Raw genomic sequence first — 24,374 nt, forward strand, 5'->3', positions numbered from 1 at the left:
ATATAATTTACAATAGTTTATTTTTTTCTAATATAGCCCTCGTTTCAGGCTGCTCTGGCTGACCAAATTGAGCAATTAGGCGCTCAGACCAGGTTTCTGTTTGGCGAGCTCCTGCATATTCAGTCTGTACTAAGTCATATGTTTCAATTGCTTCCACGCCTTGTTCTACATATTCTTCATGGAAAACAATAGCTTCTTTTGCCAAACGTGGTTTAACTGGATGATGCTGAGCAGGCCGCCCTAGAGCAATACAGAAAATGGGATAGGTATAATCCGGCAAATTGAACAGCTCTGCTATTGCCAAAGCCTTATGGCGAATCAGTCCAATAAACACTCCGCCGTAGCCCAAGCTTTCTGCCGCTAATAAGGTATTTTGACCGGCCAAGGAAGCATCAACTGATGAAATCAGGAGATTCTCTGGTCCTTTGGCATCAAAGTCTGAACCATGAAGCTCCGCCGCCTTGCTGGCACGATAGTGGTCCCCCACAAAAACAAGAATTGCCTGAGCTTGAAGAATGGCAGGCTGTGGTACCAAGTCATATAGTGCTTGTTTTTTCGCTTCTGTTTGGACGACAACAATGGAATAGGACTGAAAATTTTTCCAGCTAGAGGCCGCTCGCCCAGCTGCGATGATTGCTTCAAGATCTTCTGCTACAAGAGGCTCCTCCGTAAAACGACGAACAGAGCTATGGTTCAACATTAAATCAATCGTTTCATTCATCGGCGGTTATTTCCTTTCAAATGTAAATCACGTGCTAAATAACGAATCCGCTCCATAACCCGTTTGGCCTGCCAGGTCTCATCACCAGACTTGCCAGATGCAAAATGACGTTCCAAATCATCAAAGGAGAAATTGGAAGTAAAGAAGGTCGGCAGATTTTCCTGCATACGGTACTGAAGAATGACCTGTAAAACATCATCACGCACCCACGGGCTATGTTGCTCCGCTCCGATATCGTCTAATACCAAGACTTGAGCCATCTTGATTTCGTCAATTCGCTCCTTGACAGAACCATCTTTGATGGCATTTTTTATATCGACAACAAAGGTCGGATAATGGAGCATAGTGGTTGATTGAAGATGGGTTTTGGATAACAGATTGGCTAAATAGGCCATCAAATAGCTTTTGCCAATACCGAAGTTACCATAGATATAGAGACCTTTTGGTTTTTCTTCAAAGCGTTTGACAAAATCCGTTATGGCTAACATGACTTCCACACGATTTTCATCATTCTTATCAATATCTGCCACAGTGACATTTTTCAAACTTGCCGGCATATTGATAAGCTGAATTCGGTTCTTGATAGCTTCCAAACGACGGTATTCGACCAATTCTTCTGTTTCGAGATAGGAAACATCCGCATAGCCTTCATTCATCACCAAAACAGGTTGGTAACCTTTGGCGATATAGGCCTCATCTTGTTTTACAAACAAATCACGCTGGCTGATATATTCCAAAAACTTAGAAATGGACAAGGTGATTTCCTGCTGGGTCAATCCTTCTTTTTTGATAAAAGCAGCGACTTCAGCATCACTCACTATCTCTTGATAGAGTTGCTGATAAGATTTTGGGCTTGGGTTTGTTGCCTGCGACAACTTATCTTGAACTGATTTCATCAGCTACCTCCTTTATTTTCCATTTCTTCTAACTCACGATAAAGAGCCGCCAACTTGGCTTGACCTTCTTGTGTTTGTTCTTGTTGAACCTCTTCCTTACTCCACTCAGGTACATTGGTTTTTGTTTCATGTTTTGGTTTGCTTTGTGATTGGCTGGACTTCAAATCCCTGAGATAGACAACCGCTGCCTCTGCACTGCCAATTCCCTTGTAAGAAAAATCATTTCCAAGCTTCATTGCATACTTTTCATTGAGATTGGCAGAGTCAACCTTATTGAAAGTATAGAGAACCAAGATATTAATCACCTCATCAAGCAACCCTATGTTTGCCAAATCCGTTAAGCATTTCCGCTCAGCCATGGTTATAGTTGCTTTGCGCTGATCCTTTAAGATAGACAGAAATACAAGACTGGATTTCGATTTCGCCTCCCGAACAATAGCTTTTTCCTGGCCAGTGAGGTCGTTACTTTCTTTTGGGAATGACTGACGTGACTTTTGCAATCGTTTGGTTGAAATCGTCTGTCCAATAGCTGTTATTTTAGCCTGACGATAGGTTTCCAACCAGGTCCAACCTGCCTGCTCTGCTATGTAACTAAGTGCGATAATATCCTCAGTTTCATCTTGAAAATGCAGTTTATCTTTAGCCATCAGAGCTTTAAATGCTGACCAATCAAAATCACGATTGGATTCAAATGAAAGAGGAACCTGTCCATCCATTGTAAACACTTGTGAAAAATTCTTGGAAATATTTTGTTCCTGTTTTGGAATATGGACAAGTAAGCTATCCACACTAGCTTCCCCAATCTTTTTAGCCAACAAATTCTTATACAAGGGCTTGGCTAAAAAGTTTTTTACAGTTAAAGGAGCCTGTACAGCTATTCCAGTCAACTCATCCGCACGATAGAGTTCCAAAAGCTCCATGGCAGTCAAGACATCTAAGGCCTTTTCCAATCGATTCATACCAAAATCCATATGGTTGAGAATCGAAGCCCATTTATAACGTCCTTGCCCCTGGTCGGAAAAACTATAAAAGTAATAATAAAGCGCTAAAGCATCAAACCCAATGATGGGTTGGTAACATTGACTCAAACTGACAACATCTGGAATGAAGGCATTTGTTTTTATATAGGTAAATAAATCATTTGGCTTCATCTTTTATTCCCGTTTTTACCTTGCTCCCCTTCGAAATCATCTGTTTGAGCAGATTTTCTAATTCACCAACATCCTTGAACGAACGATAGACTGAAGCAAAACGTACATAGGTAATTTCATCTAATTCAACCAATTCTTCCATCACAAAATTACCAATTACGTCACTTTCAATTTCAGCATCACTAATTGAGCGGACCTTTTGTTCTACGCGGTTAACCACTTCATCGATATCACTGGTTGATACAGGGCGCTTTTGGGCAGAACGAATGATTCCATTAAAGATTTTTTCACGAGAAAATTGCTCTCTGGTACCATCTTTTTTAACAACAACTAAGGTTTTTTCCTCAATCCGTTCATATGTGGTAAAACGTTGACCACATTGGTCACACGAGCGACGACGACGAATTGTGTTGCCATCTTCTGCTTGACGGCTGTCTATTACACTTGATTTTAAACTATGACATTTTGGACAACGCATACTCACTCTCCTACAAAAACTTTATCATCTCAGTATAGCATAATTTGAACAAAAACAAAAGAAAGCGAACAAATCACTTTCCTTCAACAATCTGATTTTTCATCTTCAATCGACTATATACCCATTCTTTTACCAATCGATAAACAACTGCAAAGATCGGTGTGAAGAAGACCATGCCTAACAGACCAAATAAATTACCACCTATCAATGCTGCTGCCAAAGTGAACACAGTAGGAAGTCCTACAGACTGCCCCACAACACGGGGGTAGATTACATTCCCTTCAATTAATTGTATGATTTGGAAAAGTACAATAGACCACAGAGCCAGCAATGGATTTTGAACAGCAACAAAGAGAGCACTGATTAGACATGCTGAAAATGGACCAATATATGGCACAAAGGACAATACACCTGCTAAAATTCCAGCCATGCTTGCATAAGGGATTCCTGAAACAGAGTAACTTACAAATACCAAAATCCCGATGATACACGCTTCTACAATCTGACTCATCAAGAATCGATCGTAGGTATCAATAATCACTTCTCCAATATAATTGACTACTTTGACAGCTTTTGCCGGCAGGATAGCTTGTAATAATTTTTGTGTCATAGATAGTAAGTGTTCCTTGCTACCCAAAATGGCTAAGGTAAAGAAGAAAGCCATGACTAAGGTCATTGTATTTGAGAAAATCCCTGTCACATTTGAGACGAGTCCAGAAAGTATCGGCGTCACGAGACTGGATACAAAGGTCAAATTCTTCAATTGATCCAATAGACTCGTAACTTGTTCGCCAATCTGACCAGATAGCAGGCCATTAGACTGTAAAAAAGATGTTAAAGCATTGATCGATTTTGGAACGGCTGTACTGCTTACAGAAACCAATTCCGATACGGTTGTTACAAGCGTTGGTAGAACAATAAGAACCAGTCCTGTGACGATTAAGATGAACGCAATGAGGACACCCAAGATGGCAAGAGCTCGCTTGGATTTTTTTAAAAAAGAAACTTTTTCAATCAAGTCCTCTATTTTTTTCATTGGCACATTTAATATAAAGGCAAGAAGTCCACCAATAAGAAGTGAGTTCATGCTCCCAAGTACCGTTAAGATTCCGCTATAAACTGTTGACCAATTTAAAACTGTTAATAAGACCAGCCCAGAAAAAATGAGCAAAATCAACTGCTCTTTCAATTTCGAATTCATAGATATGTTTCTCCTTATAATCTATATCATTCTAACATAGGTAGAAACAAAAAGAAAGAGCTTTACACTCTCTCTTATCTCTAATCTCTCATGGTATAGCCAACACCACGTACCGTCCGAATATAAGAAGCCTGTCCTGGAACATCTAATTTTCCACGAAGATAACGGATGTAGACATCCACAACATTGGTTTCAGAGGCCGCTTCATACTTCCAGACCCGTTCAAGAAGCTGTTCTCGGCTAACTGGTTCCGGACTATTCATCAATGTCGCCAGCAAATCATATTCTCGACGTGTTAAGTTGATTAACTCATCACCACGAGTAACCGTTCGGTTTTGAAAATCAACTTTTAAATCTCGATAGGCCGCATGCAAATGAACCTGTTTACAATTTGTTTCAATAAAATCTCTACCACGGAAAATATCGGAAATTTGTTCCACCAAGTCACTAATAACAAATGGCTTCACAACGTAAAATACCGCATACGTCAAAACATCTTCCCCATGCTCAGCCACTTCTGTTGGTTCGACAACTACAATCATCACCGTAGCAGGTTTGATTGCAAGAAGCTCCTTAGCCAACTCCTTGCTGGACATATCGGATAATTGGAAACTCATCAAAACCAAATCAAAGTCTGTCTCATGAGCTAGTGATAAAGCTTCTTTCCCTGTTGAAGCATAATCAACGATATACTCCTTCTTCTGAAGCTCCATGGAAACAAAATGTGAAAGATTACGCTCTTTCCCAGCAATCAAAATTTTCTTAGCCATTGTTCATCCTTTTTCTATAGTTGCATGGTTTAGGAATCGAATCATGACTAGAAAGAAGGGCGCTCTCACGCCCATCTATTCTTATTTTGATTCGCTATACCAGTCGTAATGGAAGACACCTTCTTTGTCTTTACGGTTATATGTGTGAGCACCAAAATAGTCACGTTGTGCTTGAATCAAGTTGGCTGGTAAGTTTTCAGCACGATAGCTATCAAAGTATGTAATCGCTGCAGAGAAAGTTGGTACAGGAACTCCTGCTTGAACTGCCAAAGCAACAACATCACGAACAGCCTGTTGGTATTTCGCTGTTACATCAAGGAAGTATTCATCCAAAAGCAAGTTTGCCAAATCTTCATCACGGCCGTATGCATCTGTAATTTTTTGCAAGAAGCGAGCACGAATGATACAACCTGCACGCCAGATTTTTGCGATTTCACCAAATGGTAGGTTCCAGTTGTTTTCTTTAGATGCTACACGCAATTGTGCAAAGCCTTGTGCATAAGACATAATTTTTGAGAAGTAGAGGGCTTGACGGATTTTTTCGACCAATTCAGCCTTATCCCCTTCATAGGCAAATGGAGCTGGTTTTGGAAGTACTTTACTTGCAGCCACACGTTCTTCTTTGTATGTAGAAATATAACGAGCAAATACAGACTCTGTGATCAATGATAATGGCACACCCAAATCAAGTGATGATTGGCTAGTCCATTTACCAGTACCCTTGTTACCAGCAGCATCTAAAATATAATCAACGATTGGTCCATCTTGGCCTTCATCATCTTTGCGTTTCAAGATATCCGCAGTGATTTCAATCAGGTAGCTATCTAATTCACCCTTATTCCACTCAGTGAAAATATCAGCCATTTCATCAACAGACAAGCCGAGCAAATGTTGCATCAAATCATATGATTCAGCAATCAATTGCATATCTCCATACTCGATACCGTTGTGAACCATTTTAACATAATGACCAGCACCATCCGGACCAATGTATGTAACACATGGCGCACCATCTTCTGGGGCTTTTGCTGAAATTTCTTCTAAGACGTCTGCTACCAACTCATAGGCTTCTTTTTGACCACCAGGCATGATAGAAGGACCCTCAAGGGCACCTTTTTCACCACCAGATACACCTGTTCCGATAAAGTTAATTCCTGAGTTTGCTAATTCTTTAGAACGACGGATTGTGTCTTCATAGAAAGTGTTACCGCCATCAATCAAGATATCGCCTTCATCCAAGTGTGGTAACAATGCTTGGATTGTTGCATCTGTACCAGGTCCAGCTTGAACCATCAACATGATACGGCGAGGTTTTTCAATAGAAGCAACAAAGCTTTCTACATCATAACTAGGTACCAAGTTTTTTCCAGGGTTGCTTGCCACAACATCCTCAGTCTTATCAGCAGAACGGTTATAAATGGCTACTGTATAGCCACGTGATTCAACGTTAAGCGCAAGGTTGCGGCCCATAACAGCCATCCCTACAACACCAAAATTTGCTTTTGTCATTAGTTTACTCCTCTTGTTAGTATCTTTTTCATTATACACCGAAAACCCAAAATTGACAAGAATTTTCTGATAATTTAACCATCCGAAGGCAAGGACTATTCATCCTCTTCAAATAGTCCTTGCAATTGAGCAAAGGGGCTATTGGCCTCTTTCTTTTCTTGTGCTTGCTGCTGGAAGGTTTCTTCTGTCATCAATGTCCATGATTGACCTGACGGCAAATCCTTTTCAGCTTCTTCATCAGGTGACAATACCTTGATTGGAATAGCTAGCAAAATATTATCCGCCACGCTTTCATCGAGGACAATCTGATCATTTTCCACCACTAAAACCATATCTTCATCGATCAAATCTTGTTCTTTGAGAACGGCTTCATTAGCTACAAACAGCTCATTGACCTCTTGAGACTCATGTAAAACCACTGGTTTTAGTGAACGACTAGATGCCAGGGTGATATCATAGGTCATTTGATAATCTAAGAAAAAGAAGCCTGACTCAAATCGAACATTACCAGACACTTGTACAGGTGACAATCCTAGAACTTCACTATTTCGTGCCTGCAATTCTTCATGTAAATCCAGGGTTTTTTCAAAGGAAATTCCATCTGGATTTTTCTGAATATCGTAAATATGAAACATTGTATTCCCCTATTCAGCTAGTTCTGTGATGTAGTTGTAAACTTCTTGTCCAGCAACTGCTCCATTTCCAACTGCAGTTGCAATTTGACGAAGTTGATTTTGGCGAATATCACCGATGGCATAAATACCAGCCTTGCTCGTTTCCATTTTTTCATTTGTAACGACCCAGCCAGCTTCATCCGTAATTCCTAAATCTGCAACCGATTCTGTCATCGGATCCAAACCAACATAGATAAAGACGCCACCAAAATCAAGTTCACTGACTTCTTCTGTTTTTACATTTTTAATAACAACACTTTGCACACGAAGGTCATCACCCTTGATTTCTTCAACGACGCTATCCCAGATGAAATTTATTTTTTCGTTGGCAAATGCACGGTCTTGAATGACCTTTTGAGCTCGAAGTTGGTCTCTTCTGTGAACAATGGTTACTGACTCGGCAAATTGAGTCAAGAATAAAGCTTCTTCTACCGCAGAATCGCCACCTCCGACAACCAAGAGTTTTTGACCCTTAAAGAAAGCACCGTCACAAACTGCACAGTATGAAACACCACGGCTATTGTAAGTATCTTCTCCAGGCACACCAAGCAAGCGATGTTTTGCACCCATAGCCAGAATGATAGACTTGGTTTTCAAAACGCCATCTTCAGTGATAACTTTTTTAATAGGACCATCCTCTTCAATTCGAATCAAGGTTCCAAAAATATGATCCACTCCAAATTTTTCCAGAGGCTCAAACATCTTTTCCGCCAAGGCAGGCCCTGAGATATGGTCATAACCCGGATAGTTTTCGATTTCAGCGGTATTGTTCATCTGTCCGCCATAAATACCACGTTCTAATAAAGCCACTTTTAGATTGCTTCGCCCCGCATAAAGCGCTGCTGTCATCCCGGCTGGGCCTGCACCAATTACAATTGTATCGTACATGATTCTTTCCCTCTATACTTTTATCATCAAAATGATACTGACGACTCCAAAAGCCACAATCGGAATCGTCATAACATTAATCATCAGTAAATCAAATAAAAAGTCGTGTCGTTCTTGTAAGGTCTTATCTACGCCCTTGCTAGCGCGGATTACAAACCAAATAAAACTAATCACAATAACAAAAATCGCTGCAATCAAGAGCCCTTGTAAATAAAAGCTTAAGATATTTTGTAACATTGTATTCCCTCAGTACTCTTAAAAGGTTTGACGTTTTGCCTTCCGTTCCGCACGGCCTTTAGCACGCGCTTCAACCCGTTTGTTCTTCCGACGCTTCTCATCAACAGCCCACTGAATTTTCTTTTTGTAGCCTGGTTTGACTTTTTTCCTTTTCTTCTTGACCAAACCAATCATTTCCAAATCTAGCTTTTCACGAGACTTTTCACGGTTAACACGACGATCACGGTCATAGGTATCAACAAACTCACCATTTTTCATTTCTTTCGGCAAGAATTTGATATTTAGTTTTTCTAATTCTCGAATATCTTCATCATCACTTGGTTGATAAAGGGTAATGGCAATACCTGGTAAACCGTTACGTCCTGTACGACCGACACGGTGTACAAAGAAAGAAAGGTCCTGAGGAATGGCATCATTAATGACATGACTGACACCCTCAATATCTATACCACGAGCAGCCAGGTCGGTCGCCACAATGTATTGATAGTCTAAGTTTTTCACCTGATTCATGATTCGTTTCCGCTCACGTGGTGGAATGTCCCCATGAATCTTTGCAACACGAAGACCGTTTTCTGTCAGATAGCTATGCAATTCATCCGCACGCGTCTTAGTATTCACAAAAATCATTGCCAAATAAGGTTGCATGAGCTTGGTTGCCTCTAAAACCTGAGCATTCCGGTCACGACCCTTTGTCGAAATCAACCAATTTTCAATCGTGTCAGAAATCACAGTGTGGGTCTTGATTTGTTCCATAACTGGGTTAGACAAGTATTTTTTCAAAAATGGCTGCAGTTTTTGCGGAATAGTCGCTGAGAAGACCATAAATTGCAGATCTTTAGGCAAACTTCCAGCAATTTTATCCACTGTTTCTAAGAAGCCCATATCCAGTGTCATATCAGCCTCATCTACTACAAAGATTTTCGCCTTGTGAATAGCAAGATCTCCTGATTGCACCAAATCATAAATCCGCCCCGGTGTTCCAACGACTATGTGAGGTTGCCCAGCTTGGAGCTTGTCAATCTGGCGATTCTTGTCTGTACCACCTACATAATTGCTGACTCGAATTTCGGTCTCAGAATGACTAGCCAGCTGACGAGCTGCCTGATAGATTTGGGTTGACAATTCGCGCGATGGTGCCGTAATAACTGCTTGAACTTGGTCTACTTCTTCATCTAATTTTTGAAATATTGGAATCAAAAAGGTGTGGGTTTTCCCTGATCCTGTCTTTGATTCTCCAATCAAGTCACGCCCTGACAAAACAACCGGTATCAATTTTTCTTGAACCTCTGTCGGCTGGACAAAGTTTATTTCTTTCAATGCCTCTTGAAGATAAGGCTTGAGCTTCATATCTGTAAATTTCATAGTTTCCTCTAATTCAGTCGCAAGAAATATTCAAAACCGTCTTCAGAATCATACTCATGCTCAATGAAAATCAAAATTAGACTCTCCCCAAAAATTCGGGGAACCTTTGGAGGTTGTAAATTGAGCGAACATAGTTCGTGTCGATATGATGCAGATAGAACCCTGTTACTATTTTGTTTTAAGGTAACAGGCTGAAAGGCTCCACTGGAGCCTTTCACTCATCAAATCAAGTCAACTACGTTTGCTTTTGATTTTCAAAGAGTATAAAAGTATGTATTTCTGTTTTCTCTATGCTTTGCAATATGTAAAAATCTACCAAGTCTCATTGAGACAGTAATAACCTTGCGAATGAAGTTCGTTTTTAGATTACCCTCTATTATAGCACAAAAACAGCATTTCTGCTGTTTCTGCTACTCATTGTAAATCTATAAATAAAGTATAGCCAAGGTAATCAAACTCATAACCAGTCCTACCGACCAAAGAAAGGCATCTACCTTCCATTCGCTCCATTTTTCAGCTTTTCCGGTCAATCCTCCAAGCTCCAAATGGTGATGGAAAGGAGTCATACGGAAAATACGGCGACCTTCCCCAAACCGTTTCTTCGTATATTTGAAGTATGAAACCTGCAACATCACTGATGAAGTCTCAAGCACATAAACCAAACCAATAAGGAGGAGGGTCCATTCTTGACGAAGAGCAATCGAAATGGTCGCCAACATACCTCCGAGCGCTAAACTTCCTACGTCCCCCATGAAAATTTTAGCAGGTTTGTGGTTGTAAACAAAGAATCCAAGCAAACCACCAATCATGGTCAAGCAGACTAAAAGAATATCAAACTTCTGCTCTTTATAAGCAATAACAGAATATGCTAATAAACTAATGACAACTGAGATAGAGGCAAGCCCATCAATACCATCGGTCAAGTTGACAGCATTTGAAAAGCCAACCAACCAAAATAGTACAAAAGGAAAATAGAGAACTCCTAGATTTAGCATATAGCCAAATGCGTTTAGTTCACCCCCACCAGCTCCTCGAACATGCACAAAGTAGAAAACAACGCCACCTAGAATTTGCAAGGCAAGCTTTTGTTTAGGGTTCAAGCCTTCATTAATTTTACGGAAAATTTTCAGAAAATCATCCAAGAATCCCACTAAACCATAGAGGGCTAAGATGAATAGAATAGCAATAACGCCACCAGTCAACATGTGAGTCATTGCTGCGAAGATAAAACTAACCAGAATCGCAACTACTAAAAAAACAGTCCCCCCCATGGTCGGTGTTCCTGCCTTGAATTGATGCTGCTTGACATCTTCATGCATCTGTTGTCCTTCAATGCGTTTAGCTTGATAAAAAGTAATAAATCGAGGGATTAAGACTACTGTTGCCAAAAAGGCAACTAATCCCGACATAAGTGCAAATTGCATGTTAGTCTCCTAAAGTAATTGTAATTTTCTTTGTATTCTTCAAAGCAGTTCCAACTTCAACACTTTGATCAACCACTTTTGAACCAGTGCCTGTATAGGTCACCTCAATACCCGTCCATTCTGCAAAAAGGTCCATATTCTCTTTGGTTAAGGCATATAGGTCTGGCATTGTTTCAAATTTATTGGTTAATAAGAGAATCTGTTGATTAGCCGCGACCACGCTTCCTTTCTCCACAGAAACATTCTTGATTTCAGAACCGTTTCCTAGAATAACAGGTTGAACTAACTCCCGACGAAGTTCTTCAGCAGATTCCCCTGGAGATTTACCGATCAGATCCGGTAATTTGTATTCCGTTTCTGTCGTTACTTGTGACAAAGCAGGAGCTGCAGAATCGAGATTCAAGCTATCTTTTAGTAACATTGCCTCTTTTAAAGTCGGATTGACAATATCACGCCACGACATAACATTAAGTGATTCCGGTTGACGAATAGTCACATACATAATAAATTCAGGATCCTCGGCAGGAATCATGGCTACTACTGAGTTGGTATACGCCCCCTTGATATAACCTTGACCGTCTTCGCTGGCAATCTCAGCACTTCCTGATTTCATGGCTATATCATACCCGTCCACTTGTATTGCCGGTCCTTGTAAATCATGTGAGTAAAGTGTTCCAAAAATAGGGTCCGTACCAACATTTATCATGTAACCTAATGTCTCATCTGCCGCCTGTTCAGAAACTGGATTCCCGACTTCTTCTTTAGATGAAAGCCTTGCAGTATCAGTATTCGGATTGTATAGTGCTGAAATAAATTTTGGTTCCAACATTATTCCATTATTTGCAATCGCAGAGAAACTTCGAAGCATTTGCACTTGGTTAGCTGAAATACCCTGACCAAATGTAGACATGGCAATCGTTACAATATTATCCTCAGGAACAAGACCTGGTGCCTCATCCCCCATACCAAATCGTGTTGGGTAACCATAGCGAAATTTAGCAAGATAATTTAGCCATTTTTCATCCCCCATTTCTTGTTGTAACAAAGTCATTCCGACGTTACTTGAGAGTGAAAAACCCTGAGCAAAATTTAACGTAACAGCTGATTGGCCAGCGTTTAAAGTCCAGTCATTGATTTTTGCGTCTGCAATTACGTATTCATTATTTGTGTAATATGCATTTGGATCAAATGTACCATTATCAATTGCAGAAGCTACTGTCAAAACCTTCATGGTTGATCCCGGCTCAAAGGCTTCTTGGTAAAGTAACGAACGCTCTAGCAAACCTTCCTCACCAAGACCTTCTTTGGTATCCGAATCATAACTTGGACGTTGTGTGGTCGCTAAAATTTCTCCTGTCTTGGCAGAAACAAGTGTTGCGTTTGCATACTTACCTTTTGCCGTATCAAAGAATGTATTCATATTGGTTTCTAAGGAGCGTTGTAAATCTGCCGAAATTGTTGTATATACATCTTGGCCATTAACCGTTTCTTGTTCGACCGATTCCGTACCAGGCAGTATCCTACCTTGACTATCTTTTTCATAGATAACCTTACCATCTTGACCTGCAAGGATGTCATTCAAATAATATTCCATCCCACTCATACCTTGAAGACTATGACTGCCATCGTTATTTTCAATTAAGTTAGCCAAGCCGACAAAAATTGAGGCAAAATTTCCATTAGGATACATTCTACCAGGACTGGCATTAAAGGCAATCCCCTTGATACCAGCAGTTTTCATCTCTTCTTGAATTGACGTCATTGTACTATAGGAAATATTTTTACCAAGCGTACCAAAATAGACCTGTTTTAAATCAGGTTGATTCAATTGCTTGTTAACGTAATCCGTCTCCATCCCTAGGTACTTGTTTAAAATATCGGCAACCTTGTGAAACTGAGAAGATTCAACATATAGTATTTCCTGAAATTCAGACACATATTCTTTATCAATAATCGCATAAATGGTATAGGTGGTTGAATCTTCTGCAATTGGAACCCCTGTGCGATCATAAATGGTTCCACGTTTCGCCTGTACAGTAACCTCTTTCTGATGAACTGCTTGCGCTCCTTCAGAAAGATCAACACCAAATTTCGAATCTGTTCCTATAATAATCGCAAAATTAATCAGGAAACTAAAAAATACAAAAATCGACACTATCAGTAAACTTTGTCCTACTCTCCGCCGATTTTTGGAAGGAATATAGCGATTTTTCAAGACATATCGCAAGAGTTTATTGTTTCTTCTGGGCATTACTCTGCTACTCCAATATTATCATTATTAAAAGATAGTCCTGCCTTCTCAGCAATCTCCATCAATCTTGCCGAACGCAGTAATTCGTTGGCAGCTTGTTTTGCATCATCAATTTCAACTTGCTTTTGACTAATTTCTTGGTTGACCTTAGCCATTTCTGATTGAACTTGTAAGAGCCTTGTTTGCAAAAAGACAATCCCAATTGCTAAAATAATTCCCGATAGGATAATGCTGGTATAAAATACTTTTTCAACGCGATCAAATGTTTTTATTTTATCACCAATGACCCTCATGGTAGCTTCTCTACGTGTTTCTTGCAACATAGACTCTCTCCTATTTATGTACTTTCTTAGCTACACGCAGTTTGGCTGAATGCGCTCTATTATTTGCATCTAATTCTTCTTGACTCGGTAAGATAGGCTTACGATTGACCAATTCAAGTGGCGCCTTCAAGTCATCTGGAATAAATGGTAAGCCTTTTGGAACATCAATTGTACTCGCTTCTTTGAAGAGTTGTTTGGTCAAACGATCTTCTAAAGAATGGAAGGTAATAACAGAAATCCGTCCATCCAGAGCCAATAAGTCAATGGCCTGTTGAATCGATTCATCTGCCGCTCCCAATTCATCGTTGACCTCAATCCGAATAGCTTGGAAAATCTGCTTGGCAGGGTGACCCTTTTTCTTTAGCTCTTTCACAGGCTTAGCTGATTTGATTAATTCAGCCAACTCAGTCGTTGTTTCAATCGGCTTGACCGCACGCGCCTGTTCAATCTTACGAGCAATCTGCTTGGAAAATTTATCCTCACCGTATTTAAAGAAAATCCGTACCAAGTCGTGATAGTCATAGTTATTGACCACATCATAAGCCGTCAACTGTCCCTCACGATTCATCCGCATATCAAGCGGAGCATCTTGTTTGTAAGAAAAGCCACGCTCCCGCTCATCCAACTGTGGACTAGATACTCCTAAATCATAACAAATCCCATCAATCTCTGTTACACCTAGCTCCGCCAAGCGAGTCTTGAGATTGCGGAAATTATCCCTGATAAAGGTCACTTGTCCCTTTTCAATGTAGGATGCCAGGCGAATATGGGCATGATCAATAGCAGTCTGATCCTGATCAAAGGCATAGAGATGCCCCCCATCCGTCAACTGACTGAGCAGATACTCACTATGCCCTGCTCCACCCAGCGTTGCATCTACATAAATTCCATTTGGTTTGATGTCTAACATATCTACTGTCTCATGCAAGAGAACAGTTGTGTGATTAAATTCCTTGGTCATATCTTTTCTATTGTACCACAAATTAAAATAAAAAGTTGTTGCAAACTTTTTACAAAAAAACTGTCAAATATAGTTGACAACTTATATGAACAGGTATATACTAACAGTAAAGAAACATGTCACATATAGTTGACATCAAAAGGGAGGTCTCCCACATTTTTTTACACTTGTATGTCGGATATAATTGACAACAATTTAAAAGGATAGTCAACCTATCCTCTCATTTTTAGACAATTGTGTCAGATATAATTGACATAGAAAGGAGGGCACATGAACCGTGTCAAAGATTATCGCCTACTGCTAGGTATTTCTCAGCTGGATCTGGCCAAGGCCATCGGCGTATCCAGGCAAACCATTAACATGATTGAAAACAACAAATACAATCCCTCGCTAGACCTTTGTATCAACCTAGCCAAAGCTTTACAGACCGATCTCAATAGTCTCTTTTGGAATGAATAGAAAGGAAGAAAAACCATGAAAAAGAATATACGTCAAGCTCTTATCTCTACCCTTATTTTTATCCCGCTCTTTGTCCTCTTTCAGCTTTGGGGCAATAGCGGAGCAGAAATCTTGCACACCATCAGCCAAGCAAAATTTTGGCTACAATTGCTGATTGCTGGGACCATCTACTTCTTAGGCTTTGTTTACATCTTACCATTGTTCGATCAAAAATAAGGAGCTGCTTATGAAAAAAGAAACCTTTCAAGATAAATTAATCAAACGATTTTACGGTATCGCAGGGCCCTTGGATGAATTTCGCCAAAAAGAAGCCTTCCGACTAGGCAATACCTGCTTTATCCTGCTCTTTTGGGGCACCATGGCTCTTACCCTACTGGCACTCGCTCTATCCAAACGCTACCCAGAAGTCGTTGCCTATGGCTACACCGTTACTCTGCTCCTAGCCTACCTATCTGCTAGTACCTACATCATGTTTAAACTCCGGCACAGTCAACTGGACAGTTTAGATGTAGAAGAACTGACTACCAAGGAACAAAAGAAATTCAAGGGAGCAAGTATCAAATTCGCCCTCTATTTCACCTGTGGTATGTATATCTGGAACACGGGATTTGATGCCTGGATGGAAGGACTCAATCCACTAGACCATTTATTTGACCTCCGAAAATTCCTAGCAGCCTGTCTAGGTGGAGTTTTCACAGGCATTGCTATCGAAATCATGTTACGCAAGCGCATGAAAAAAGCGGAACAACTAAGTGTCAGCTCTGCTATTTCCAAAAAAGAACCTAAGTGGATCCAAAACATGATACGGCACGTTTATGGTATTCGCGGGCCTTTAGACGAGTACCGACGGACTAAGGCAGATGAGATTGGGGGGATAGCCTTTATCTACCACTTCTACTTCCTAGCTCTTGGAAATGCCATCGCCTACTTCCTAGCCTACCGCTATCCTGTCGAGGTGGCGAGCTACTATCCAATGATCATTGCCTTCTTCAGTATTATCCTAATTGGTATCGTTAATATGCGCACCCTCCATGCTGACCTGCCTCAATATGACGTGGACGAACTGAGCCCTGAGGAAAGACAAGGACAGACCCTCAATCCACTGGTTTGGGGACTGGGAGTTGCCCTGCTATCTAGCCTCTTTGCTGGGCTGGCAGACCTCTTTAGCCTCCAGCTTCCCCTACTGGATTCCATCTTCCACGTAAAATCCCTCCTCTTCGGTGGCATGATGGGCCTCTTTGCCAGTCTAGCCCTATCTGCCCTTGCCTATCTGCAAAAACTGGAAGCAGACACTTCCAAGAAAAAATAAGGAGCAGCCCCAATGAATAAACCTTTTACACCCAAACAAACCTGTCGATTTTTTGTTCTATTTTATGGTTTATTTTCTTCCCTCTTCATCTACTCTTACATGGTCAATGAGCCGATTAGCGGTTCATTCTTGCTCATGCTACCGCCCGTTCAGATTATCAAATCCTATAATACCGCCGAAGAAAAACGCTACTTTATCATCCAAGCCATCTTTGCTCTGTTTACCATGACCTTGACCTATTCCGTGGGCATTTGGCTAGGACATGTCAAACCACTTGTCCTCATCCTTCCTGCTGGATTTGCTCTATCTATTCTTTATCGGATTTATTTCAAAAAGGAGACGCCAGATGAACGTTGACAAACCGAAACTCATTCTTACTTTGATTGTTCTCTTCTATACAGCGATTTTTAGCTTATATATACATAGCTACCTGACTGGAGACAACCCACCAATCTTTATCTTACTGTTCACTATACTTCCAATTTTGAATAGTGATCGGAAAAATACCAGTCCAGAAGCAAATGTTGTCCAAAAAGCTATCTATCTTTATCGTAAACCACTGATCTGGTTTCTCTTTGCAGGTTTTGCCCTAACTTTCTCCATTGGATTTTTCACTGGACAAATCAAACCGCTCCTAGCTGGATTTTGGGGAATGATAGCCATCCTACTCTTCTATAATCAATTGAAAAAGTAATCTGTGTCCAACATTTTACAAAGTAAGTTTTTTTCTATACAATAGATTGTATATGACATTCAAATCCATTCTCAAACAATTCAAATTATTTGACTATCTATTAATTGGACTGACCCTTCTATTATCCTTTGTCCCAGCGATTTTTACATACATGCATTTAACGTCACAGTCAAATGAAACTAAAATCATTGCATATGTTAGGATAAACGGTGAGGTCGTCGATCAATTTGAATTATCAAAAGATACTCCTCATCAAGAAATTACCTATTATCCAAACGAAGGACAATACAATATTATTGAAGTCGATGGCGAACGGATTCGTGACAAAGAGGACAATAGTCCTGACCAGATTGCTGTGATGACTGGCTGGATTAGCCAACCAGGTGAACTTTCCGTTTGTCTGCCTCACAATCTCCTGATTGAAATTAAAGCTGTCGGTGGGGACAACTCTGACGAAGAAGAACTCATTTTACCATTATAATAAATAAGACACAGTCAATAGGCTGTGTCTTATTTATTAAATATAAGGGCTACTAGCAGCGTAAGCACATATACTCCTGAAAAGAGAACAAAACTTTTTACTGCTTCAATAAAAGTTTCGCGTTTCACTTGCTTTTTCAAGAATCGTTCCAAACTATGATAAGCAGGCACTAGACCAAGCAAACCAATCAATGCCCAGAATGGCAAGAAACCTGTCAAACAGTACAACAGCCACAGCAACCATGGTAAACTTGCCAAAACAAAGTATAGTTTCAAAGCATTTTTCTTACCGATGTAGTAGACCAAGGTGTAGCGATGGTTGCGAATATCTTCTTCCAAATCACAGGTGTTGTTAGCCAACATGATATTAGCAATCAAAGTAACTAACGGAATGGACATTAAAATGATTTCCAATATCCTTGTCCAAGAGAATTGTAGAGTCATCCACTGACCGCTCACCTGGCTCGTCAATAGCAAATCTGGTTGCTGAATAAATACCGCGAAAAAGAAAATTCCAAATCCCATAGTTATTCCAGAAAAGACTTCCCCCAGTGGCATTCTCGACAATGGAATAGGACCAAATGTATAAAAGATTCCAATGAGAAAGCATAGCGCCCCCATTGGCAAGAGTAGCCAGCTTGTACGCCAGACAAGCAATAAAGAAATCAGGATGGAAAAAATAAGTAAGGTAAAAATAATACCAATCATTTGCTGAAAATCAAGCGAAAACTTCCCAATCACATTACTTTCTTGACGATAGGCTTCATCTTTTGCCTTATGATAATCCATACTATTGTTTATTGCAGTCGTGCACATATCAAAACTCAGTACTGCCAGGACAAACAACAGCGTATTCAACCAATTAAAAGTCTGATAGCGATAAGCTGCCCATAGAAGCCCCAGTGTCATAGGAAAGACACTGGCGACCTTTGTTTTGATTTCGACAAATTCTAGAAATACGGGTAAACTAAGCCCGTTCTTTGATTTATTCACTGACAAGATGATACTCCTCATTCGTTAATTCAAAGCTATCTTTAAGTCCATCGCTCAGATGAACACCGTGCTCCTTATCAATAAATACCGCTTCTACTCCATCCATTTGGTTGATGAATGCAAGTCCTTTTTCAACACCGAGCAAGAAAAGAGTTGTAGACAAGGCATCTCCTTGAACCGAGGTTTTTGAAAAAACTGTGACTCCTGAAATGTCATTCTCTACAGGATAGCCTGTTTTAGGATCTAAAATATGGTGATATTTTACACCATCTACCTCAATATACCGTTCATAAATACCAGATGTAACGACTGAATCATGTGTCTCTGGCACTGAGCCGACAGTTGTCCCTCGAACTTGATCAGGATCTTGAACGCCAACGTTCCATCCTTTTTGTGTTTTCGGTGAGTCACCCATGACTACAACATTCCCACCAAGGTTGATTATGGCAGTAGTAATCCCTTTACTTTCAAACAACTCTCTCACTTTATCCGCAATATATCCTTTTGAAATAGCCCCAAGTTCTAAAATCATTCCTTTCTTGATATAGACTGTTTGGCTTTCCTTATCCAGAGTGATATCCTTGTAGTTTATATATGGCAAAGCAGCCTGAATTTCTTCATCGCTGGGTTTACGTCCATCTTCATCCCCAATTTTCCAGAGATTAGTCACAGCACCAATTGAAATATCAAATAAACCATCACTCTCTTCACTGGTCTCGATAGCTTTCTCAATTACTTCAAAAGTCCGATTATCTACTTTGACAGCTTCTTTTCCAGCCGCCTGATTGATCCGATAAACATCTGAACCCTCCAGTTTCGTTGACAGCAAACTTTCCATTTCCTTGATATAGGCGATTGCCTCATCCATCACTTCCTCTTGATCATCGTGATAGATACTCAATTGCACTACTGTATGTAGTAGACTTTCGCTACGAGTCAATGGAGTTTTTACAACAGGTAACGTTTCCGTTTTCTTAGCTCCGCATGCTACTAGGAAAAATGCAGCAATATAAATTACAAATAAACGGATTCCCTTTTTCATTAACTCATCCTTTCTAATAGAAAAACACAGTAGCCAGCCTAGGGCTACTGTGCCTATAATTTACTGACAGACGTTACTCAAATGTAAGTGTGATAGTATCTGTATTTCCTTCTTCAGCAGCTTTCAAAAGTGCTTCAGTTGATTTTTTGAAGTTTTCAGAAGTAGTAGTTGCACCTGAAACTACTTCTACATCTGCACTTTGTGCTGCAAGAAGTTCTTCATCAAGTTTATCTGTAGCTTCTGCAGAAGATACACCTGATTTTTCTTTCATTGTTGCATTGTATTCAGCATTTTCTGATTTCAAATTACCATCTTTGTCCTCGTAATCAGCAGTTGAAGCGGTAATTTTACCACCTTCGATAGTGATTTCGTGAACAAATTTCCAACCGCGTTCATCAAATCCTGACTCAGCTTTGTAAGTACCATCTTTCCAAGCTGATGCTGATGAAGATTCAGAAGTAGTTGTTTCTGCTGTTGATGATGATGTTGATTCTTCTTTAGCACCACATGCTACCAAAGTTACAGCAGCACCGAGAACTAACAAACTTTTCAACATCCATTTTGTCTTTTTCATGATAAAACTCCTTTGTTTTATGTTAATAACTATACTATAATGATATAACTTTTTCTTCTATCTGTCTAGTTTAAATTGACAAAAAAATCACAAATTAGAAGTATTTTTTGAATACGTTTTCTATAACTTGAAAAAAAGATTCTTTTTCAGAAATTTGCATTCTATTTGCAAAATTTTTACACTTAGAAAGATAGGAAGCAATTAATTTTTCCGTCTGTTCGATAGCATTTGTATTACTGATAGACTGGGCTAACTGATTCAGAGTGATACTGTCAGGATTATCTATGTAAGCAGTCAAATATTGACGAATTGCTTTATGTTCGCTCATAGCCAACAAAAGTGGTGCAGTGTATATTCCATTCTGAATGTCCTGAAGTCGAGGTTTTCCTGACTCTTGGACATCCAACTGATAGTCAATTAAATCATCTCGGATCTGGAATGCCATACCAAGAGCTTGGCCAGAACGAAAAGCTAATCCACTTTCTTTCTTTGACTGCCCTGGAACAAAAGCACCCAATTGGCAAGACAAACCAAAGAGAAATGCTGTCTTCCCTTGTATTTGTTTGAGATAGGCTTTCATAGTCATTTCTGTATCAAACTGATTCATTAATTGAGATAACTCACCTCTTAAAATAGTTTCCATCAGTTTATCATTGCCTAAATTCATATCTTCCTGAGATAGATCTTGTAACCGTAATCCCTTGGCCAACAAACGGCCTGAATAGGCCAAAAGATAATCACCAGTATAGATTGCAATCCGATTTGAAAATTGCTGATGGACCGTAATAACTCCCCGTCTTTTATCTGCTCCATCAATCACGTCATCATGTATTAGGGTTGCTAGATGTAAAACTTCAAGATAAGCAGCAAAATACAACTTAGATTGATGAATTTGCCCTTCTTTCATCTGTGCAAAGAGCAGACAAAGGCCAGCACGCAAGTATTTACCCGGTGCCTCTACATACTCAACAATCTTTGTTTTTACTGCTGGATGCAGAACCATCATCTCTGATAAGATGATGGTTTTAACCTCTTCAAGCCCCCTTTTAATGTCTGGGTGGGCATCCCAAATTTGATGTACCACTTAACTGTTAAAATTTCCTTTATTTATTATCCTTGATTTTGTAAATATGCTTGGGCTTCCCATAAATGGTCTTATCTAGGAAGCGACCTAACCATGGCATAATCCAATAATCTAATCCAAATGCTCTACCAGAACCATTCATTAATGAGATTGCTGCTGGGATAAACCAAATATTTACCCAGTAGAACATTCCTGATAAACTAAACATCACAACCAAAGCGACTGTTGCAGCAGAGACAATCCATACAAACGCACCTGCAATCAAGGCTAAACCAATACCAATTTCTGCAATAGTCATGAATTTTTGCATAAAGAGCGCAACTTCTTGGTTCGGCATCATGAATTCCATAATTGACGCAAACCAGTCAGGCATTTTTTCTAAAACGGTCATCGGTGTTTCACCATAGGCGTAGCTCAATCCAAAAATTGGTTCTGCTACTTCCGCTGCGGTAGTAGCAGCTTGTGAAGCGCTTGAAACTGTCTCCGCTGCAGAAGCTCCAGAAACTGGATCAGCTAACCATGGGAATGGGAAGACAACTTGATCACCAAACCATGATGTTGTTCCAAATAGTCCAAACCCTTTTTTCACACCTTCATAGAGCCAAACTGATCCATAAAATAAACGCATCGGTACTGACCATAAAAGATTGCCCTTACCAGAAGTATGTCCACCAAAGATGTTCCGTTTATTTTTAATATCAAAGAACTCATGACGCACATAAGATCCCATGTAGAAGAAACTTCGGATAGTAAAGAAGTATAGCAAGTTAACCATATGCTTCACTGCCATAGCAAAGAAACCAGACATATGGTATTTATCCATCAAGAAAGCAACACCATAGCGTGATCCGATAGATACCATAAAACCATCATATTTGCCTTTATAACTGTGCTTTTCTCCGCCGTTAATCGCTGCAATGATATTGCTTGCTGCAGTATGACCAGTTTGTTCAGCTGCTTGAACGATTTGAGGGGTCGGTTTTCCTTCTGATTCTTCAAAGTAAACCAAGTCACCAGCCACATAGACATTTTCTTTGCCTTTGGCTTCCATGAATTCATTGGCAATTAGGCGACCTGCACGCGCTTTTTCAATACCGAATTCACTAGCATCAGAATTTGCTTGAACACCTGCAGTCCAAATAGAGGTGTAGGTTGGAATTTGACGGCCAGATGCCAATGTTAAGCTATCTTCTTGAACACTCGCAACACCATCACCAAGTACTAATTCAACGCCTTTTTTCTCAAGATATTTACGAGCCTTGACTTGCTCTTTTTCAGTAACCATAGCCAAAATATTTGGCGTTGCTTCAACAACCTTGAGTGAGAATTCTTTCGGATCCAACTTGAACTCACGCGCCAAAATTGGTACCCAATCAATTAGCTCACCGATCATCTCAATACCTGTGAAGCCAGCACCGATAACGGTAAAGGTCAGAAGGGCACGTCGTTTTGCTTCATCATGTTCACGCATGGCACGGTAGCAAGCATCAATCATGTGATCATGCAAACGTTCAGCTGCCTCAATTGACCATAAAGTGAAACCATGTTCTTTGACACCTTTGACACCAAAGTCATTCGCCTCACCACCCATAGAAAGAAGCAAATAATCAAATGCCAAGGTTTGGTGTTCAGCAACGACTTGTTTCTTATCGTAGTCAATTTCTACAACTTTATCTGTTACCAACTGAACCTTTGGATATTTTTTAAAGATTCGTTGTAAGTCATACTTAATCGCATTTGCTTCCACACGTCCTGCAGCCACTTCGTGTAACTCAGTCATATAAGTGTGGAAAGAGTTTTTATCAATCAAGGTAACGTTTACATCTGCGTTTTTCTTAAACGTTTTCCCTAACAGTCGAGCAGCGGCAATCCCTGCGTAACCTGCACCGACAATCACAATATTTTTCGTCACAATTAATCCTCCTTGTGAAAATAGAAACAAAAGATGATAGGTTAATTATATCTTATTCCGTCCCGTATTTCAAGCTCTTTTCAATAATTAGTGGTAAATGCGCAGACTTGCACGCTTACAAAAAAAAATGTAAGATAACAAATAAGAAATACGTCTTAGAAAGAAACCTTTCGTAGCAGAAAATGAATACAAACCGTAAAACATTAAACTTTATCACGATGTTAGCAGCCCAGGCTGTTGTTATTTCGGTAGTTGAACGATTAACCCCCACACCTTTCTCTTTTGCCCCTGGCGCTAAACTAGGCCTTGGCAACCTCATCAGCTTGATTGCAATATTTACACTCCCTGCGAAAGATAGTGTAAAAGTGGTTTCGCTACGCTTACTTATTTCAACTTTTCTAGGTGGTACTTTCTCCACTTTTCTCTATAGTTTTGCAGGAGTGACTCTAAGCTATATTGTAATGTTATCTGCAAAACAACTCGGTCCTCGTCGGGTCAGCCCAATTGGCATTTCAATACTGGGTGGCATGATGCACAACGTCGGTCAATTGATTGTTTTCGCTACCATCGCTCGCTCTTTCTATGTATTGAACTACCTTCCGATACTCTCCTTTAGCGGAATACTTTCTGGATTTTTGGTAGGATTGTCCGCCACTTACTTGCTTGAAAAAGTGGGTCCTCTTCGTTACTATCACCAAAAAATATTGGCTGAGTGGAAATAGACTCCTCTTTTCTAACCGAATTCAATTTGTATATTCTGATAGAAAAGCAACTTAAATTTTTCAACCCATTCTACAAAGGCAGCCTAGGGAAGGAACTGCCTTTTTTGTGCATCGCTCAACTATTTGTATACATTTTGAGTCGATCTTAATGATGTTACACACAGATTCGTCTGAAAATTCTGTATGTAACCCTTTTCTTAATCGCTTTTATTAACATGATGAAACACCTTGATACAATTGATTATTTCATCACTATTTT

At 39.9% G+C, this 24,374-nt stretch carries 27 protein-coding genes; 7 read left to right on the forward strand and 20 right to left on the reverse strand.

The genetic code is table 11. The features are described from left to right. Window positions 1-7 precede the first annotated feature (7 nt). From K6V43_RS03320 to rsmH, 15 genes are all read right to left on the reverse strand, one after another. Complete coding sequence (locus K6V43_RS03320) at window positions 8-721, reverse strand: NADPH-dependent oxidoreductase (RefSeq protein WP_172007312.1); 714 nt, start codon at window positions 719-721, stop codon at window positions 8-10. Next, window positions 718-1,617, reverse strand: coding sequence for a primosomal protein DnaI (gene dnaI / locus K6V43_RS03325; RefSeq protein ID WP_024404204.1), 900 nt, complete (start codon window positions 1,615-1,617; stop codon window positions 718-720). The genes K6V43_RS03320 and dnaI overlap by 4 nt, the downstream gene beginning before the upstream one ends. Next, on the reverse strand, window positions 1,617-2,768 hold the full coding sequence (locus K6V43_RS03330) for a replication initiation and membrane attachment family protein (protein WP_222381650.1): 1,152 nt from the start codon (window positions 2,766-2,768) through the stop codon (window positions 1,617-1,619). The genes dnaI and K6V43_RS03330 overlap by 1 nt, the downstream gene beginning before the upstream one ends. Continuing rightward, window positions 2,755-3,246 carry a transcriptional regulator NrdR gene (gene nrdR, locus K6V43_RS03335; protein ID WP_024391135.1) on the reverse strand — a complete coding sequence of 164 codons (492 nt, stop codon included), beginning with the start codon at window positions 3,244-3,246 and terminating at the stop codon, window positions 2,755-2,757. Before nrdR ends, K6V43_RS03330 begins: the two co-directional genes overlap by 14 nt. Window positions 3,247-3,319: 73 nt before the next feature. Beyond that, window positions 3,320-4,447 carry an AI-2E family transporter gene (locus tag K6V43_RS03340; protein WP_024403563.1) on the reverse strand — a complete coding sequence of 376 codons (1,128 nt, stop codon included), beginning with the start codon at window positions 4,445-4,447 and terminating at the stop codon, window positions 3,320-3,322. Between the two features lie 80 nt (window positions 4,448-4,527). Beyond that, window positions 4,528-5,217, reverse strand: a complete 690-nt coding sequence (locus K6V43_RS03345) for a response regulator transcription factor (RefSeq protein ID WP_024391133.1) — start codon at window positions 5,215-5,217, stop codon at window positions 4,528-4,530. Window positions 5,218-5,298: 81 nt separating this feature from the next. Then, window positions 5,299-6,726 carry an NADP-dependent phosphogluconate dehydrogenase gene (gene gnd, locus K6V43_RS03350; RefSeq protein ID WP_024391132.1) on the reverse strand — a complete coding sequence of 476 codons (1,428 nt, stop codon included), beginning with the start codon at window positions 6,724-6,726 and terminating at the stop codon, window positions 5,299-5,301. 95 nt (window positions 6,727-6,821) lie between these two features. Beyond that, window positions 6,822-7,361 (reverse strand): YceD family protein, encoded by a 540-nt coding sequence (locus K6V43_RS03355; RefSeq protein WP_024391131.1) that lies wholly within the window; start codon window positions 7,359-7,361, stop codon window positions 6,822-6,824. A gap of 9 nt (window positions 7,362-7,370) precedes the next feature. Further along, a complete protein-coding gene (gene trxB / locus K6V43_RS03360) occupies window positions 7,371-8,288 on the reverse strand; it encodes a thioredoxin-disulfide reductase (RefSeq protein ID WP_024403565.1) in 918 nt (305 codons plus the stop codon). A gap of 12 nt (window positions 8,289-8,300) precedes the next feature. Next, window positions 8,301-8,525 carry a DUF4059 family protein gene (locus K6V43_RS03365; RefSeq protein ID WP_024391129.1) on the reverse strand — a complete coding sequence of 75 codons (225 nt, stop codon included), beginning with the start codon at window positions 8,523-8,525 and terminating at the stop codon, window positions 8,301-8,303. A gap of 18 nt (window positions 8,526-8,543) precedes the next feature. Continuing rightward, window positions 8,544-9,887, reverse strand: a complete 1,344-nt coding sequence (locus tag K6V43_RS03370) for a DEAD/DEAH box helicase (protein ID WP_024403566.1) — start codon at window positions 9,885-9,887, stop codon at window positions 8,544-8,546. Between the two features lie 425 nt (window positions 9,888-10,312). Further along, entirely contained in the window at window positions 10,313-11,311 is a 999-nt protein-coding gene (gene mraY, locus K6V43_RS03375; RefSeq protein WP_024403567.1) for a phospho-N-acetylmuramoyl-pentapeptide-transferase, read from the reverse strand. Between the two features lies 1 nt (window position 11,312). Beyond that, window positions 11,313-13,562: a penicillin-binding protein PBP2X gene (pbp2x, locus tag K6V43_RS03380; RefSeq protein ID WP_024403568.1), complete on the reverse strand. Its 2,250-nt coding sequence runs from the start codon at window positions 13,560-13,562 to the stop codon at window positions 11,313-11,315. Further along, the gene (gene ftsL, locus K6V43_RS03385; RefSeq protein WP_024396432.1) at window positions 13,562-13,885 is read right to left on the reverse strand and encodes a cell division protein FtsL; all 324 of its coding nucleotides are present in this window, start codon (window positions 13,883-13,885) and stop codon (window positions 13,562-13,564) included. The genes pbp2x and ftsL overlap by 1 nt, the downstream gene beginning before the upstream one ends. 10 nt (window positions 13,886-13,895) lie before the next feature. Continuing rightward, complete coding sequence (gene rsmH, locus K6V43_RS03390) at window positions 13,896-14,846, reverse strand: 16S rRNA (cytosine(1402)-N(4))-methyltransferase RsmH (RefSeq protein ID WP_222381652.1); 951 nt, start codon at window positions 14,844-14,846, stop codon at window positions 13,896-13,898. 270 nt (window positions 14,847-15,116) lie between these two features. Here rsmH and K6V43_RS03395 point away from each other — a divergent pair, with 270 nt between their 5' ends. The 6 genes from K6V43_RS03395 to K6V43_RS03420 are packed head-to-tail and all read left to right on the forward strand — an operon-like array spanning window position 15,117 to window position 17,789. Continuing rightward, window positions 15,117-15,305: a helix-turn-helix transcriptional regulator gene (locus tag K6V43_RS03395; protein ID WP_002942681.1), complete on the forward strand. Its 189-nt coding sequence runs from the start codon at window positions 15,117-15,119 to the stop codon at window positions 15,303-15,305. Window positions 15,306-15,320: 15 nt separating this feature from the next. Then, window positions 15,321-15,521 carry a hypothetical protein gene (locus K6V43_RS03400; RefSeq protein WP_002937997.1) on the forward strand — a complete coding sequence of 67 codons (201 nt, stop codon included), beginning with the start codon at window positions 15,321-15,323 and terminating at the stop codon, window positions 15,519-15,521. A 10-nt stretch (window positions 15,522-15,531) separates the two neighbouring features. After that, a complete protein-coding gene (locus tag K6V43_RS03405) occupies window positions 15,532-16,614 on the forward strand; it encodes a DUF3278 domain-containing protein (protein WP_222381654.1) in 1,083 nt (360 codons plus the stop codon). Between the two features lie 12 nt (window positions 16,615-16,626). Beyond that, on the forward strand, window positions 16,627-16,971 hold the full coding sequence (locus K6V43_RS03410; RefSeq protein ID WP_172017459.1) for an MFS transporter: 345 nt from the start codon (window positions 16,627-16,629) through the stop codon (window positions 16,969-16,971). Next, window positions 16,961-17,308, forward strand: a complete 348-nt coding sequence (locus tag K6V43_RS03415; protein ID WP_222381655.1) for a hypothetical protein — start codon at window positions 16,961-16,963, stop codon at window positions 17,306-17,308. The genes K6V43_RS03410 and K6V43_RS03415 overlap by 11 nt, the downstream gene beginning before the upstream one ends. A 52-nt stretch (window positions 17,309-17,360) precedes the next feature. Next, on the forward strand, window positions 17,361-17,789 hold the full coding sequence (locus K6V43_RS03420; RefSeq protein WP_024391119.1) for a NusG domain II-containing protein: 429 nt from the start codon (window positions 17,361-17,363) through the stop codon (window positions 17,787-17,789). A gap of 29 nt (window positions 17,790-17,818) precedes the next feature. Here K6V43_RS03420 and menA read toward each other — a convergent pair whose 3' ends face one another. From menA to K6V43_RS03445, 5 genes are all read right to left on the reverse strand, one after another. Then, the gene (menA, locus tag K6V43_RS03425; RefSeq protein WP_222381704.1) at window positions 17,819-18,781 is read right to left on the reverse strand and encodes a 1,4-dihydroxy-2-naphthoate polyprenyltransferase; all 963 of its coding nucleotides are present in this window, start codon (window positions 18,779-18,781) and stop codon (window positions 17,819-17,821) included. Further along, window positions 18,774-19,823, reverse strand: coding sequence for an FAD:protein FMN transferase (locus tag K6V43_RS03430; protein WP_105126944.1), 1,050 nt, complete (start codon window positions 19,821-19,823; stop codon window positions 18,774-18,776). Before K6V43_RS03430 ends, menA begins: the two co-directional genes overlap by 8 nt. A gap of 73 nt (window positions 19,824-19,896) precedes the next feature. Beyond that, window positions 19,897-20,397 carry an FMN-binding protein gene (locus K6V43_RS03435; protein ID WP_171989390.1) on the reverse strand — a complete coding sequence of 167 codons (501 nt, stop codon included), beginning with the start codon at window positions 20,395-20,397 and terminating at the stop codon, window positions 19,897-19,899. A 94-nt stretch (window positions 20,398-20,491) separates the two neighbouring features. After that, entirely contained in the window at window positions 20,492-21,481 is a 990-nt protein-coding gene (locus K6V43_RS03440) for a polyprenyl synthetase family protein (protein WP_222381657.1), read from the reverse strand. A 19-nt stretch (window positions 21,482-21,500) separates the two neighbouring features. Then, the gene (locus K6V43_RS03445) at window positions 21,501-23,393 is read right to left on the reverse strand and encodes an NAD(P)/FAD-dependent oxidoreductase (RefSeq protein ID WP_222381659.1); all 1,893 of its coding nucleotides are present in this window, start codon (window positions 23,391-23,393) and stop codon (window positions 21,501-21,503) included. Window positions 23,394-23,575: 182 nt separating this feature from the next. On the opposite strand from K6V43_RS03445, the gene K6V43_RS03450 reads away from it, so the two are divergent. Continuing rightward, on the forward strand, window positions 23,576-24,115 hold the full coding sequence (locus K6V43_RS03450) for a Gx transporter family protein (protein WP_222381661.1): 540 nt from the start codon (window positions 23,576-23,578) through the stop codon (window positions 24,113-24,115). The last annotated feature ends 259 nt before the right edge of the window (window positions 24,116-24,374 follow it).

Source organism: Streptococcus suis (genome assembly GCF_019794615.1).
Lineage (GTDB): Bacteria > Bacillota > Bacilli > Lactobacillales > Streptococcaceae > Streptococcus > Streptococcus suis_AI.

Excerpts from the sequence above, each read along its gene's own strand:
- K6V43_RS03320 (WP_172007312.1), bottom strand. The coding sequence starts at position 721 with ATGAATGAAACGATTGATTTAATGTTGAACCATAGCTCTGTTCGTCGT.
- dnaI (WP_024404204.1), bottom strand. The coding sequence starts at position 1,617 with ATGAAATCAGTTCAAGATAAGTTGTCGCAGGCAACAAACCCAAGCCCA.
- K6V43_RS03330 (WP_222381650.1), bottom strand. The coding sequence starts at position 2,768 with ATGAAGCCAAATGATTTATTTACCTATATAAAAACAAATGCCTTCATT.
- nrdR (WP_024391135.1), bottom strand. The coding sequence starts at position 3,246 with ATGCGTTGTCCAAAATGTCATAGTTTAAAATCAAGTGTAATAGACAGC.
- K6V43_RS03340 (WP_024403563.1), bottom strand. The coding sequence starts at position 4,447 with ATGAATTCGAAATTGAAAGAGCAGTTGATTTTGCTCATTTTTTCTGGG.
- K6V43_RS03345 (WP_024391133.1), bottom strand. The coding sequence starts at position 5,217 with ATGGCTAAGAAAATTTTGATTGCTGGGAAAGAGCGTAATCTTTCACAT.
- gnd (WP_024391132.1), bottom strand. The coding sequence starts at position 6,726 with ATGACAAAAGCAAATTTTGGTGTTGTAGGGATGGCTGTTATGGGCCGC.
- K6V43_RS03355 (WP_024391131.1), bottom strand. The coding sequence starts at position 7,361 with ATGTTTCATATTTACGATATTCAGAAAAATCCAGATGGAATTTCCTTT.
- trxB (WP_024403565.1), bottom strand. The coding sequence starts at position 8,288 with ATGTACGATACAATTGTAATTGGTGCAGGCCCAGCCGGGATGACAGCA.
- K6V43_RS03365 (WP_024391129.1), bottom strand. The coding sequence starts at position 8,525 with ATGTTACAAAATATCTTAAGCTTTTATTTACAAGGGCTCTTGATTGCA.
- K6V43_RS03370 (WP_024403566.1), bottom strand. The coding sequence starts at position 9,887 with ATGAAATTTACAGATATGAAGCTCAAGCCTTATCTTCAAGAGGCATTG.
- mraY (WP_024403567.1), bottom strand. The coding sequence starts at position 11,311 with ATGCAATTTGCACTTATGTCGGGATTAGTTGCCTTTTTGGCAACAGTA.
- pbp2x (WP_024403568.1), bottom strand. The coding sequence starts at position 13,562 with ATGCCCAGAAGAAACAATAAACTCTTGCGATATGTCTTGAAAAATCGC.
- ftsL (WP_024396432.1), bottom strand. The coding sequence starts at position 13,885 with ATGTTGCAAGAAACACGTAGAGAAGCTACCATGAGGGTCATTGGTGAT.
- rsmH (WP_222381652.1), bottom strand. The coding sequence starts at position 14,846 with ATGACCAAGGAATTTAATCACACAACTGTTCTCTTGCATGAGACAGTA.
- K6V43_RS03395 (WP_002942681.1), top strand. The coding sequence starts at position 15,117 with ATGAACCGTGTCAAAGATTATCGCCTACTGCTAGGTATTTCTCAGCTG.
- K6V43_RS03400 (WP_002937997.1), top strand. The coding sequence starts at position 15,321 with ATGAAAAAGAATATACGTCAAGCTCTTATCTCTACCCTTATTTTTATC.
- K6V43_RS03405 (WP_222381654.1), top strand. The coding sequence starts at position 15,532 with ATGAAAAAAGAAACCTTTCAAGATAAATTAATCAAACGATTTTACGGT.
- K6V43_RS03410 (WP_172017459.1), top strand. The coding sequence starts at position 16,627 with ATGAATAAACCTTTTACACCCAAACAAACCTGTCGATTTTTTGTTCTA.
- K6V43_RS03415 (WP_222381655.1), top strand. The coding sequence starts at position 16,961 with ATGAACGTTGACAAACCGAAACTCATTCTTACTTTGATTGTTCTCTTC.
- K6V43_RS03420 (WP_024391119.1), top strand. The coding sequence starts at position 17,361 with ATGACATTCAAATCCATTCTCAAACAATTCAAATTATTTGACTATCTA.
- K6V43_RS03430 (WP_105126944.1), bottom strand. The coding sequence starts at position 19,823 with ATGAAAAAGGGAATCCGTTTATTTGTAATTTATATTGCTGCATTTTTC.
- K6V43_RS03435 (WP_171989390.1), bottom strand. The coding sequence starts at position 20,397 with ATGAAAAAGACAAAATGGATGTTGAAAAGTTTGTTAGTTCTCGGTGCT.
- K6V43_RS03450 (WP_222381661.1), top strand. The coding sequence starts at position 23,576 with ATGAATACAAACCGTAAAACATTAAACTTTATCACGATGTTAGCAGCC.